The 13,254-nt window shown below is 58.5% G+C and carries 12 protein-coding genes and 1 pseudogene; 10 read left to right on the forward strand and 3 right to left on the reverse strand.

The genetic code is table 11. From position 1 onward, the window contains the following. Window positions 1–141 precede the first annotated feature (141 nt). The 10 genes and pseudogenes from AC1RR3_RS01275 to dinB all read left to right on the forward strand — a co-directional run bounded on the left by AC1RR3_RS01275 (window position 142) and on the right by dinB (window position 10,801). Complete coding sequence (locus tag AC1RR3_RS01275; protein WP_492818553.1) at window positions 142–1,284, forward strand: ABC transporter substrate-binding protein; 1,143 nt, start codon at window positions 142–144, stop codon at window positions 1,282–1,284. A 108-nt stretch (window positions 1,285–1,392) separates the two neighbouring features. Then, window positions 1,393–2,262, forward strand: coding sequence for a branched-chain amino acid ABC transporter permease (locus AC1RR3_RS01280; protein ID WP_492818555.1), 870 nt, complete (start codon window positions 1,393–1,395; stop codon window positions 2,260–2,262). Continuing rightward, window positions 2,259–3,110 (forward strand): branched-chain amino acid ABC transporter permease, encoded by an 852-nt coding sequence (locus AC1RR3_RS01285; protein ID WP_492818557.1) that lies wholly within the window; start codon window positions 2,259–2,261, stop codon window positions 3,108–3,110. The genes AC1RR3_RS01280 and AC1RR3_RS01285 overlap by 4 nt, the downstream gene beginning before the upstream one ends. Next, the gene (locus AC1RR3_RS01290; protein ID WP_492818559.1) at window positions 3,107–3,865 is read left to right on the forward strand and encodes an ABC transporter ATP-binding protein; all 759 of its coding nucleotides are present in this window, start codon (window positions 3,107–3,109) and stop codon (window positions 3,863–3,865) included. Before AC1RR3_RS01285 ends, AC1RR3_RS01290 begins: the two co-directional genes overlap by 4 nt. Further along, complete coding sequence (locus tag AC1RR3_RS01295; protein ID WP_492818561.1) at window positions 3,858–4,577, forward strand: ABC transporter ATP-binding protein; 720 nt, start codon at window positions 3,858–3,860, stop codon at window positions 4,575–4,577. The genes AC1RR3_RS01290 and AC1RR3_RS01295 overlap by 8 nt, the downstream gene beginning before the upstream one ends. Window positions 4,578–4,625: 48 nt before the next feature. Then, window positions 4,626–5,699, forward strand: a complete 1,074-nt coding sequence (locus AC1RR3_RS01300; protein WP_492818563.1) for an S-methyl thiohydantoin desulfurase — start codon at window positions 4,626–4,628, stop codon at window positions 5,697–5,699. A 103-nt stretch (window positions 5,700–5,802) separates the two neighbouring features. Continuing rightward, window positions 5,803–7,089, forward strand: coding sequence for an N-carbamyl-l-glutamate amidohydrolase ErtE (gene ertE, locus AC1RR3_RS01305; protein ID WP_492818565.1), 1,287 nt, complete (start codon window positions 5,803–5,805; stop codon window positions 7,087–7,089). 14 nt (window positions 7,090–7,103) lie between these two features. Then, window positions 7,104–8,738 (forward strand): S-methyl thiourocanate hydratase, encoded by a 1,635-nt coding sequence (locus AC1RR3_RS01310; protein WP_492818567.1) that lies wholly within the window; start codon window positions 7,104–7,106, stop codon window positions 8,736–8,738. Between the two features lie 58 nt (window positions 8,739–8,796). Then, a complete protein-coding gene (locus AC1RR3_RS01315; protein WP_492818569.1) occupies window positions 8,797–9,657 on the forward strand; it encodes a DMT family transporter in 861 nt (286 codons plus the stop codon). A 113-nt stretch (window positions 9,658–9,770) separates the two neighbouring features. Beyond that, window positions 9,771–10,801 (forward strand): annotated as a pseudogene (dinB, locus tag AC1RR3_RS01320) (DNA polymerase IV). Between the two features lie 79 nt (window positions 10,802–10,880). Here dinB and AC1RR3_RS01325 read toward each other — a convergent pair. The 3 genes from AC1RR3_RS01325 to AC1RR3_RS01335 all read right to left on the reverse strand — a co-directional run bounded on the left by AC1RR3_RS01325 (window position 10,881) and on the right by AC1RR3_RS01335 (window position 13,136). Beyond that, window positions 10,881–11,180 carry a metallophosphoesterase family protein gene (locus AC1RR3_RS01325; protein WP_492818571.1) on the reverse strand — a complete coding sequence of 100 codons (300 nt, stop codon included), beginning with the start codon at window positions 11,178–11,180 and terminating at the stop codon, window positions 10,881–10,883. 200 nt (window positions 11,181–11,380) lie between these two features. After that, complete coding sequence (locus AC1RR3_RS01330) at window positions 11,381–11,827, reverse strand: SRPBCC family protein (RefSeq protein WP_492818573.1); 447 nt, start codon at window positions 11,825–11,827, stop codon at window positions 11,381–11,383. Window positions 11,828–11,909: 82 nt separating this feature from the next. Next, on the reverse strand, window positions 11,910–13,136 hold the full coding sequence (locus AC1RR3_RS01335; RefSeq protein WP_492818575.1) for an ABC transporter substrate-binding protein: 1,227 nt from the start codon (window positions 13,134–13,136) through the stop codon (window positions 11,910–11,912). Between the last annotated feature and the right edge of the window lie 118 nt (window positions 13,137–13,254).

Genomic DNA, 13,254 nt, shown 5'->3' on the forward strand with positions numbered 1-13,254 from the left:
TGTGTTGCAGGACGGGGTCTGATTTAGCGGGGCGGTGAACTCACTATATTACCGCGAATCCCTCTGCCGGGGCTCATGCCTTAGCGATTCCGTTAGCTGACTTCAACTGTCTAACATTTGGCCACAGAGGGAATCGAAGCAATGAAGCTTCTCTATGCATGCAGTGCTGCGCTGGTGACGTTGGTGAGCTCCTCGGGAGCGTGGCCCGCAGCGGCCGATGAGATCAATTTTGGCCTGCTCGCACCGCTGACGGGTTTTGCTGCAGCGGACGGCAAGTCCGCCCGCATTGCGGCCGAGATCGCCGTGGACGACCTCAACAAGGCGGGTGGCGTACTGGGCGAAAAGATTGCGCTGAAGGTTTACGACGATCAGGCGCAGGGCTCCCAGGCCGTCGTTCTCGCAAAGAAGATGATCGGCGAAGATCATACGCAGTTCGCCATTTCGGGAAGCTATTCCGAGCCGACGCGTGCTGCGGCCACTGTTTTCCAGGAAACTCACATTCCGTATATCGCCGCCTATGCGGTGCATCCCGATGTGACGAAGGCTGGTGACTACGTATTTCGTACGTTCCAGCTGGCGCCTCCGCAAGGAAGGGCGGCCGCATCATTCCTCGCCGACAAGCTGAAAGCCAAGCGCATATCGGTTGTCAGCATCAACAACGACTTCGGGGTCTCGCTTCTTGCGGGCTTCAAGCCCGCAGCCTCCAAGCTCGGCCTCGAAATCCTGAACGAGTACACCTATTCCCCGAAGGATCGTCAGTTTGGATCCATCGTCGCCGGCGTGAAACGTGACAATCCCGATGCGCTGTATCTCACGGGCTACGCCTTCACCGGCGGCCCTCTGGTCGCGCAGCTACGCGCCGCCGGCGTGACGGTGCCAATGGTCGCCGCCCAGGCGTTCGACTCGCAAACGTTCATCGATATTGCAGGGCCCGCGGCGGAAGGCATCTACATCGTCAACGCCCTCAACCGTGACAACCCGTCGGCGTCCTTTAAGTCATTCATGGCGGAGTTGAAATCTCGTCATGGGGACGACGCCGAAAGCACGGCCGCATCAGTCTACACGGCGATCACCCTCGCCGCCGAAGCGATCAAGCGCGCCGGCAGCATCGACCCGGCGAAAGTACGCGACGCCCTTGCAGCGACCAAGGATTTCCCGGCGATGCATGGCAAGCTCAGCAATTTCGATGGCCAGCGCGAAATCGTGATGTCGATGCCCGTGATCGTCATCAAGGACGGCAAGTTTGCCTACTTCTCCGACATCAGCGAAGGCGCATTCAACTAGCGATGAACTGAACGGAGGGGCTTTCCAAAGAGCGGCTCCTCCGTTCCCCATCACGCATACATCCGCCGCCGGCACCCCGCCTTACGCCAACGATCTCGAGGATCTGACTTGTACTATATCGACCTCCTTGTGACCGGCCTCATCAATGGATGCATGTATGCCCTCATGGCCATGGGTCTTACGATGGTCTACGGGCTTCTCCGAATTCTACACATTGCGCACGCTGCGATATTTACGTTGGGTGCATTCATTGGAATCGTTATCGCCAATGCCACGGGCTCCCTCTGGCTTGCGTTTCCGGCTGCCATTCTGCTGAGCGTGCTTGCCGGTATTCTGATCTACAGGCTGATCTATCAGCCTCTTCTGAAACATCCGCCCTTCGTCGCACTTATCGCGTCGCTGGGTGTGCTCCTGATCATGGAAGACGGTTTCCGCATTGCATTTGGTGAAAACGGTATCCCTTTTCGCTACAACCCGTACTCGCTCGCTACAAAGAATATCTTCGGCATCGCCCTCAATGAGACGCAGATAGCGCTCGTCCTCACGACGGCCGTTCTCCTGGGGCTCTTGTATATCTTTCTTGAACGAACCCGGATCGGCATCGCCTGGCGTGCCACCGAAGCAAATCCGCGGATGGCCACAAGTTTCGGCGTGAACGTCCTCACGGTGCGCTACACGAATTTCGCAATTGGCTCAGCGATCGCGGGCATCGCCGGCGTGCTGGTCGCGTTGCTGAACAATTTCGTCGAGCCATCCTTTGGCGCCGTGGTGAGCTACAAGGCTCTGGCCATCATCGTGCTTGGTGGGCTCGGAAGCACACGAGGCGCGCTCATCGCGAGCCTGTTGCTGGGCGTCGCGGAATCATTCGGCACCGTCGCAGTCGGCGACTATCTGGACCGAGATGCGATCGCTGCAATCGTATTGATCGTCATTCTCATGATCCGGCCGCAGGGCCTTGGCGTAAGGGGCGGCGCATGAGCAGCTACATCGTAGGATTGGTGACAATCGCGGGCATCAACATCATCCTCGCTTTGAGTCTCAACATCATTACCGGCTTCTGCGGCCAGGTGAGTCTTGGCCATGCAGCCTTCTACGGGATTGGCGCGTACGCCACGGCGCTGCTTCTGCTCGCGGGTGTTCCGCTCCTTTTCGCGTTGCTGTTGAGCGCGATCATTGCGGGCGCGGTCGGCGTGGCCGTCGGCCTTGCCTCGCTGCGCGTAAAAGACGACTTTCTGGCCATCACAACGATGGCGGTCGGCTTCCTCTTTCTTGGTGTTGTGCGCAAGCTGTCGATTGTGGGCGGAGAACTTGGGCTTTCGGGCATCCCCGCATCGGGATTCGGGGAGACCGGCGACGCGATCCTTGTTCTCACGGCAGCGGCTTTGACGGCTGGCCTCAGCTTTTATCTTGGCCGCAATTGGACCGGCTTCGCGTTTCAGGCCGTTGCTTCGGACGACGATGCGGCGCGCGCGATCGGCATCAATGTCGGACGGTACAAGCTGGTCGCCTTCGGGATCGGGACCGCCCTGGCCGGGCTTGCCGGCGGCCTATACACGAATTTTGTCCGCTTCATTGTGCCAGATACGTTTGGATTTGGTGTCTCGGTGCTTGCACTCTGCATGGTTGTTGTCGGCGGCATCGGATCCACCTTTGGGGTCATCTGTGGGGCCATTCTTCTGACGCTGTTCCCGGAAGTCTTCCGGTTCGCGGGCGATTATCGGCTTCTTCTCTACGGAGCGCTTCTGATTGTCGTTATGATGTACGGTCCGAGTGGATTGTCCGGCCTTGCCACATCACTGTTTCGCTTGCGCGGTGCCCGCTCATGAGCCTGTTGCAAGCAAGCGACCTCGGGATAGCGTTCGGTGGCATTAACGCTGTGGACGGAGCGAGCCTTTCGGTCGAAAAGGGCGAACTGCTTGGACTGATCGGTCCCAACGGCGCCGGCAAAACTACATTCATCAATCTGCTCACAGGCGTCCTGCGTCCCCAGCGAGGTCGCATACGGCTGCGGGGCCTCGATATCACCGGTCTCCCGACCGATCAGCGGGTACGCGCGGGCTTGGTGCGCACGCACCAGATCGTTCGCCCGTTCGCGCGATTAAGCGTGATTGAGAATGTCGCGCTCGCGGCGGGCAAGCGACGCACCGCTTCAGCTTTGAGCTCCCTGTTTGAGTTCCGCAGAGAGCACGAGCTCAAGATTGCCCTGGCGATACTTGATCGGCTCGGTCTTGCCGACGTACGCGATCGCAATCCCACCGAGCTGCCGCTTGGACAATTGAAGCGTCTCGAGGTTGCGCGCGCTCTGGCGCTGGATCCTGAGATTATTTTTCTCGACGAGCCCTTGGCTGGCCTCAACCAACGCGAAGCTTCGGCCTTGGCCGCCACCATCGTCGAACTCAACAAGGGCGGGCTCACCGTCGTCCTGGTCGAGCACAACCTCGCCGAGATCCTGCGGATTTCGAGCCGCCTCGCGGTTCTCAACCGAGGAAGCATCCTCGCTGAGGGACCGAGCGAGGTGGTCATCAATCTGCCGGAAGTGAGAGACGCCTATATCGGGGAAACAAGGGACGAGCATGCTTGAGCTGTCGGACGTCTCGTGCGGATACGGCCGAATTCGCGCCGTCGAGGGCTTTTCCCTGAAAATGGAAGAAGGAAAGCTGACGGCACTTCTCGGCCCGAACGGCGCCGGCAAGACCTCCCTGATCATGGCGATCATGGGTCACGTCACCGTTCAGGCAGGCCAGATAACCTGGAAGGGCGAAGACCTCGTACGGCTGCCAGCTGTCAAGCGCGCGCGCCTCGGCATCACAGTCGTTCCTGAGGGCCGATTGCTCTTTCGCGATCTGACTGTTCGCGAGAATCTTGTTGTCGGCGGCTATTCCTATCCGACGTCGCTCGAAAGGCAGACGATGGATGAGGTGTTCGAACTTTTTCCGCGACTTGCGGAACGGCGCAACCAACAATCCGGTCTGATGTCGGGCGGCGAACAGCAAATGCTGGCGATTGGACGCGCCCTGATGGCTCACCCCAAACTGCTCATGGTCGATGAGTTATCCCTGGGTCTTATGCCGAAGAATGTCGAGATATGTCTCGACGCGCTTCTCAAGCTTCGCGCGAAAGGCATTACCGTTCTGCTCGTTGAGCAAAACACGGGGCGCGCGCTCGACGTCGCGGACGATGTTTGCGTCCTTGCATCGGGCAAGACCGTGTATCGCGGTTCGCCCGCCGCACTCAAAAACGATTCCAGCATTTTCGATACATATCTTGGCGTTTCTGATGCGCACCACGCCTGATATGCGCCCCGCAGGCCCACAATAGCCAATCCCTTTCGGAGAATAACGATGAAGCGAAAGCTAACCGAGACCGACCTCCAACCGGCCTTGATCTCCGGACTTTTTCTGTCAGCGGGCGGCAGCGGTGTCGATAGCATGCTTGAACGCCATGACCTTGCTGGCCAGCTCGCGCTCGGCCTGGCGGAGGTCGAACTGATCTCGCTCGATGAGCTCGCGGATGACGCGATCATCATCACGTCGACCTCGGTGGGAGCTCCCGGATACGCCGAACCAAGACTGGCTTTGCGTGATTACGCCGAAGCCGCAAATCGACTGGCTGCCGAAATCGGCAGCAAGCCCGCCGGGGTCATCTGTGGCCACGTGCCGGGTATCAACGCCTGGCTTGTGGCGGCAACCCTGGGAATTCCTTACGTGGATGCCGCAGCAAACGGGCGCGGTCACCCAACCGTCGAGATGGGCGGCCTGGGCCTTGCGTCTCGTCCTGATATCCCAATCATTCAGGTTTGTTCAAGTGGCGGCCAGCCGAAGGGCAGTCCCATTAGCGTCGTCGCGAAAGGTGACATCCTTTCGACCTCCGGCCTGATGCGACAGGCCTCGATACTGAACGGGGGCCTCATCGCGGCGGCGCGCGGGCCGATGACCGCATCGTTCGTGCGCGCCAATGGCGCTGCAGGCGCGATTACGTTTCAGATCGAGCTTGGTCATGCCATGCTGTCCGCAAAGGGAGCTGGTCGCGTCCAGAAGACCGTCGACTTCGTCAAAGGCGAGCTTCTGGCCGCAGGTAAAGTTGTCTCAAATGACGTCAGCTATAGCGCCGGCTTCGATGTCGGACGCGTGGTGGTTCGCCAGGGTGCGAGCGATGTGACACTGGGCGTGTACAACGAGTTCATGTTCGCGGATCGCGACGGGCAAAGAGTTGCGACATTCCCGGACCATGTTGGCTCGCTGGACTTGCATACGGGCGACCCCATCGCAATTTCGAGGATGTCCGTCGGCCGAGAAGTCGCGATCATAAGCGCGCATCGGTCCAACCTGCCTGTCGGCAAGGGCGCGCTTGATCCCGCGGTGTTTCCGAAAGTCGAGAAGGCGCTTGGAGCAGAGCTTCTTGCCTATCTGCAATGAACCCTGATCACGAGACCGCTTCAGCGGACCACGCGGCGACGCATCGCGGGTTTGGGATCCCTTTGAAGCAGGCTCGTTCTTACCGAACCGTGGTGAACTGCTCGTGAGTGCTTCTACGAATATTCGCGTCGACAGTGAGCGCCTCTGGAGCGACGTGATGGCTCTGGCCGCATTGACGGACCCAGACAAGCCCTACACACGGCGATGCTTCACGCCACGGTTTCTCGAAGGGCGCGCGTGGCTTGTCCGACGTTTCGAAGCGGCGGGCCTTTCAACACACATCGACGAGGGCGGCAACTTGATCGGACGCCTTGAGGGGACGAACCCAGGCGCTGGTACCATTCTTATCGGGTCGCATAGCGATACCGTTCCCTCGGGCGGTCGGTTCGACGGAATTGCCGGGGTTCTTACCGGCCTCGAGGTTGTCCGCATGCTTCGCGAACACGGCGTGCAGCCACGCAGCTCTATCGAACTGGTGGATTTTCTCAGTGAGGAGCCAAGCGAATACGGTGTTTCTTGCGTTGGAAGTCGTGCGATGGTCCGGCAACTGCAACCATCCATGCTGGCTCTCAAAGAGCCTGACGGCGAAGCTCTTGGTGATGCCATTCTGCGGATGGGTGGCGACCCCCGCAGGCTCAGCTCTCCCCACCGCCGGGACATCAGGGCTTTTCTCGAACTTCACATTGAGCAGGGGAAAGTGCTTGAAGCCACCCATACCGACCTGGGGATTATCACCTCGATCGTGGGTATCGTCAGAGTAGAGGTGATTTTTTCGGGAAGCGCCGACCATGCTGGCACCACTCCGGTCGGCCTGCGGCGAGATGCTCTGGTCGCTGCCGCTGCAACGATCACGGCGGTTCGGAGCGAAGCCGAAAAGCGGACAGGAAGCCCTTACTTCATTGCAACGACGGGCGTCATCCAGTGTGAGCCGAATGCGGCGAACGTTGTGCCTTCACGTGCACGCCTGGTCATCGAGGCCAGGTGCGAAGAACCAGGTCCGTTGGCAGACTTTGTCAAAGCCATCGATCGCACCAGCCAAGAAGCTGCCGTTGCTGCCAATGTCAGGCGTGAGCAGTTTGTCAAATTATCGGAATCCAGGCCTGCGGCGTGCGACAAACGCCTGCGCGGCCATATCGCGGATTTAGCTACGGATCTCGGTCTTTCGACCCGAACGATGGCAAGCGGGGCCGGACATGACGCAGCGTTTCTCGCACGTATCGCTCCGGTCGCCATGATCTTCGTGCCCAGCCGCGACGGCAAGAGCCACTGTCCGGAGGAATGGACCGATCAAGGTCAGTTGGAGGCTGGGTGCGCTGCCCTGTACCAGACGGTTTGCCGCGTCGATGCCGACCAGAACATTGCTTTGAACGTAAACAACACTCAAACGTGACGGACAGGTGGCCGATGGGCTCGAACAGACGCATGCCTATAACTGCGATGCGCGGCACTGAGCTGCGATGCAAAGGCTGGCGGCAGGAGACCATCCTGCGCCTCCTTGAGAATAATCTTGAGAATGCCGAAAACCCGGCGGACCTCGTTATTTACATGTCGTGGGCAAAAGCAGCGCGCGATTGGGAGAGTTTCGACAGAGCGGTCGCCGCCCTTATGCGGCTTGAGGAAGACCAGACTCTGGTTATGCAATCGGGCAAACCGGCCGGTGTGTTTCCGTCGCAGGGGACGACGCCTCTCGTCCTCATGGCGAACGGAAACGTGGTTGGGGCTTGGGCCGGCGACGATGATTTTCGCGCTCTGGAGGCTAAGGGCCTGACGGTTATGCCGGGAATGACGGCGGCTGCCTGGCAGTACATTGGAAGCCAGGGAATTCTCCAAGGTACCTTTGAGACGTTCAGCGCGGTCGCGCGGCGTCATTTTGACGGAAGCCTGGCAGGCCGACTGATCGTGACGGGAGGATGCGGCGGCATGAGTGGCGCGCAGCCTCTGGCGGGCAAGCTCGCAGGGGCCACCATTATCGCGGTCGAGGCTGATCCTGAACGGATCAATCGTCGCGTTGCGACGGGCTATTGTGAACGCATCTCGTACAGCCTTGACGAGGCGCTGGAATGGGCAAATCTGGCGCGGGGTTCACGGCAGGGTATCTCCATTGGGCTGGTCGGAAACGTTGCAACCGTACTCGCGGACTTGATCGCCCGAGGTATAACGCCCGACATCGTCACCGATCAGACGATCTGCGATCCGGTGCGCGGATATGTGCCCGAGGGTCTAAGCGTCGCCGAAACCCAGTCGCTCCGCGAAACTGCCCCGCACGACCTTAAACAGAGGTCGCTGCTGACAATCGCCAAGCACGTCAAAGCCATGATCGCGCTTAGAGATCGGGGCGCCATTGTGTTCGAGTACGGAAATAATCTCCGCAAGCATGCACTTGAAGCTGGTGTATCAGACGCCTTCCAGTTCGGCTCTTTTATTGAACTCTACATAAGGCCGCTATTTTGCGAAGGCATTGGTCCGTTTCGTTGGGTTGCGGCTTCAGGCGATCCTTCCGACATTCGTCTCATCGACGATCTGGCGCTCGACCTTTTCCCGGCAGATCATCGGCTTTGCGGTTGGATCAGGACTGCTCGCGACCATGTCCAATTCACGGGTTTACCCGCACGCATCGGCTGGCTGGGGCATGGCGAACGCAAGCGGCTCGCCTTGGCCGTAAACGAGTTGGTCAACCGTGGAGCCTTGAGAGCCCCTGTTGCTTTTACGCGCGATCATTTGGATTCCGGTTCGGCATCCTTGCCGCATCGGGAAACCGAGAATATGGCCGACGGATCAGACGCCATTTCCGATTGGCCATTGCTGAATGCGTTGCTCAACTGTGCATCGGGCGCGGATCTCGTTGCCGTACATGGCCTTGGCAACTGGGGACAATCCGCCGGAGTCACAACGATCGCGACGGGCACCGAAGATGCTTCGGCGCGACTCTCTCGAGTCATGGACAACGACACCGCTATCGGAATCATAAGACATGCTGATGCCGGATATGCGATTGCAGCTGAAAGCGCAATGCGCAACCGCCTCGACCGCGCCTCCTGAGGTTCATCCAATGCTGTTCACGTTTCCTGAACATCTCGCTTAGCGAGGGGTCGCTACCGTGTTCGACCCTGCAACAGCGTCATTGACAGTAGTTGCGCTCTTCTGCTTCGCGGCGAACTCGATCTTGTGCCGCTTGGCACTTGCGCCCCACCTCATTGACGCTTCAAGCTTTGCGACAGTTCGCATTACAGCGGCAGCAGTAACGTTGACGGTGCTGACCGTTCTTAGTCAGCGGCGAATACCGCGCCTCAATACCCGTTGCATCTCATCGGTTGTCTCACTATTCGCATATATCATTTTTTTCTCGCTTGCTTATACTCGGATAAGCACCGGCGTCGGAGCGCTCGTCCTGTTCGGCTCTGTTCAGATCACCATGATCGGATTTGCTCTATGGCAAGGCGAGCGACTTCCAACGACGTCTTGGGTCGCTTTTGGCGTTGCTATCTTTGGGCTCGCATATCTTGTCTCACCCGGAATGTCGGCGCCCGAGCCGATGGGCGCCATTTATATGATTTCGTCGGGGACAGCTTGGGGCCTCTTCTCTCTCTCGGGCAGGAGTATGGTCGATCCAATCGATTCAAATGCCGTGAGCTTTATCGGTTGCGTACCGCTGGCGCTCATCGTCAACGCAGTTTTTCTAAAGGACTTCTCCGTTACGACTGAAGGCCTTTTGCTCGCCGTTGCATCTGGAGCAATAGCGTCCGGGCTAGGCTATGCGATCTGGTACGCCGCTTTGCGAAAACTCCCCATCACGCACGCCTCCGCCGTACAGCTTCTGGTACCGGCGCTCGCCGCATTTGGCGGGGCCGTTCTCCTATCAGAGCCCATCACTATTCGTTTGGTCTTAGCCTCAGGTGCTCTCCTAGGGAGCGTGGCAGTCATCATGTTAAGACGCGTTCGGGCGGCTACTTCGCATTAAGCCGTTACATTCACCAACTGCGCACAGCTTTGAAGTGACCTCTGACAAGGTTCCCACCGGCCCACAGCCGACCCGGCGCCGGCTTTTCTATCCGCAAGATCATCCACATCGACATGGACGCCTTCTACGCGTCGGTCACGCAGCGGGACAATCCGGCTCTTCTAGGCAAGCCGGTCGCGGTCGGCGGCGCAGCGGAACGCGGTGTGGTAGCAGCGGAAGCTACGAGGCTCGCAAGTTCGGAGTCCGCTCCGCGATGGCGTCCGTCACCGCCAAGAGGCAATGTCCGGACCTGATCTTCGTGAAACCGCGCTTCGAGGTCTACAAAGCGATCAGCCGACAAATCCGCGACATCTTCTCGGAGTACACGCCGATCATCGCACCGCTGTCGCTGGACAAGGCTTATCTTGACGTCACCGAAAACCTGCAGGGCATACCCCTCGCCCGCGACGTGGCACGTCGGATCCGCGAGAAGATCAAGGCCGAGACGGGTCTGAACGCTTCGGCCGGCATCAGCTACAACAAGTTTCTGTCGAAGCTCGCTTCGGATCACAGGAAGCCGAACGACCGGTACGTCATCTCTCCCGAGATGGGCGGAGTCGCTGCCGGTCGGCAAATTCCACGGCATGGTCCGTCGACGAGCGCGAAGATGAACGGCCTCGGCATCTTCACCGGAATGGACGTTCGCAACCAGACGCTCGAATTCATGAACGCCAACTTCGGCAAGTCCGGCGCCTATTACTACTGGATCTCGCGCGGCGTCGACCACCGTCCCCTCCGCGCCAATCGTATTCGCAAGTCCATCGGCGCGGACAATACGTTCTCGGCCGATCTCATGACTTTCGACGCCATGGCCGCCGAGCTCCGGCCGCCGATCGACAAGGTCTGGCGCTACTGTGAGAGCATCGGAAACCGAGGACGGACCGTGACGCTCAAGATCAAGTTCTTCGATTTCGAGATCATCACGCGGATCCGGTCGGTTCCAACAGTCGTATCGAGCCGGGACGACTTGGAGAACTTGGTGATCGCCCTGCTGCATACCGAGATGCCTTTCCCGAAATCGGTGCGCCTGCTGGGCGTGTCCCTGTCCTTGCTGCAAACGCAGGGGGACGACGGTATCGAACCTCAGCTCGATCTGCCCATCTGACGCTGCCAATGGATGCGGATTAGCCCAGCGCCAAGATGGGGCTGAAAGCTTCGCCTGACTGGACGTGCCGCAGCGCGGCCTATCTGACCTCAAGATCGTGGATGATCGGTTTCAGTCCGTCGGGCCTGACTTCAAGGCTCGCAAGGGTGATCGGCAGTTTGAAGCGCCGACGTCCGGCGCTGCCGGGATTCACGTAAAGCAAGCTGTCGACTTTGTTGATCTTCAGCACGTGGGAATGGCCGGAAACAATGACATCGATGCCCTGAGCTATGCGTCCTGGGAAAGCGCCAAGTCGCCGCCTTGCCGTCGTAAGGAGGCATACAATTGTCCTTCGTGATCGGGGCGGTTGTGCTGGGCGTGCCGTCGACCTCGCCAGCATGAGCCTTATTGGAATCGCCCATAAGCGGATGACGAAATCGCGCGCGTCACACGCCTGCCGTTCGGCTTACGATTACCAAGAGACGAAACCAACAAATGAAACGTTGGGCCGCGCCCTCTTGCTTGGGCGGATGCATGCTTCTCGCGACGTTCCACGGATCTGACGAATTATGATCAGCAGATTTCGTATGACAGTGCGCGCTAACATCGCACCGCCTGCGCGAAATTTGCAAAAAACTCGTCGGCTAGTTTTTTAGCCGAGCCGCTGATCAATCGCTGTCCAAGCTGAGCCAGTTTTCCGCCGATCTGGGCCTCTACGCTATAATGCAATAGGGTATTGCCATCGGCCTCCGCTAATCTCACCCTCGCCGAGCCCTTTGCAAAACCGGCAACACCACCTTCGCCCTCGCCGGTTATCTTGTAGCCATTTGGCGGATCGAGGTCTGTGAGCGTCACTCGGCCCTTGAATCTAGCGGAAACTGGCCCGACTTTCATTTTGGCGATGGCGCGAAAGCCGTTGTCTTCGGTTCTTTCCAGATCCTCACACCCGGGGATGCAAGCCTTAAGCACTTGAGGATCATTCAATTTGGTCCACACGGCCTCGCGCGGTGCCGCAAGTGAGACCTCACCGGTCATAGTCATGCCCACGATCAAACCTCCTTGGTTGTTCGGCCTGGAATGTATGAGAGATAAGGCAGATGCGACCGCGCCATCAGCCGCATCTCATGCGCTACTTCTTTACGAGAGGGCACTCACTCAATTCGAGCGGTTTGGCCGCGTCTTCGGGATCGATCGTGGCAAGTAGCTTATAATAGTCCCACGGATACTTAGACTCTTCCGGCTTTTTTACTTCAAACAAGTAAGCCGGGATCATGCGGCGACCATCGATACGAAGCGGTCCCTTACCGAATAAGGGATCGTCGGCCGGGATCTCCTTCATCTTAGCGACGACCTTAGCGCCATCGTGCGGGTTCTCGCCCATGGCTTCCAACGCTCTAAGGTAGTGCAGTACGCCTGCATACACACCTGCCGAGGTCATCGCGGGCATTGTCCCCTTCGCTGATACCTTCTCGAATCGTTTGGACCATTCGCGCGTCTTTTCATTCATGTCCCAATAAAACGATGCCGTGAACACCAAGCCCTGCGCCGCCTTGAGACCAAGCGAATGCACGTCGTTGATGAAGAGAACACCAGGCGCAATTTTCTGGCCTCCCGCCTCGATGCCAAACTCGATAGCTTGTTTGATCGCGTTGGTAGTGTCACCGCCCGCATTATTGAGGCCGATCACTTTGGCCTGCGAAGCCTGTGCTTGCAGCAGAAACGATGAGAAGTCCGGCGTATTGAGTGGGTGCTTGACGGAGCCAAGCACTTTTCCGCCATTTGCTTTGATGGCAATTGCCGCATCGCGCTCCAAAGCATGGCCGAAAGCATAGTCCGCGGTCAGAAAGAACCACGTATCGAAGCCGAGCTTGGTGAGAGCTTTGCCAGTGCCATTGGCCAGCATGTAGGTGTCGTAGGTGAAAGCAACCGTATTGGGAGTGCACGCTTTGCCTGTTAAATCCGTCGTCCCGGCGCCCGAGACGATGTGCACAATGTTTCTCTCTCTGGCGAGGCCGCTGATGGCGAGTGCCACGCCAGAATTTGGGGTGTCCGCAATTGCATCAACCTTTTGATTGTCGATCCATTGTCGGCCGATATTCATTCCTATGTCCGGCTTATTCTGATGATCCCCGCTCAAGACTTCGATGCTCCAGCCCTTTGCAGTGAGACCAGAGTCTTCAATGGCCAGTTTGACAGCGGCTACAGCGTTCGCACCGCCGATGTCCGAGTAAAGACCCGACATATCATTCATCACGCCAATCTTAGCGGTCCGCTCCTGAGCGGATGCTGATGCGCAAAGAAGGACAAATGCCACTGAAATCAGCCCGATCGGCTGGCAGCCGCGTCGTTTCACCATGTTTTCCCTCCTCGATGACAATGTGCCGCATGCTGGATTTTCGCTGCGGTCAGACTTTCCGTCTTGAGACGGCCTTGTTGACTGACTGATCGATCAGTGTCAAGCTGTCTGAAAGATT

This window comes from Bradyrhizobium sp. GW821-FHT13H05, assembly GCF_058804065.1.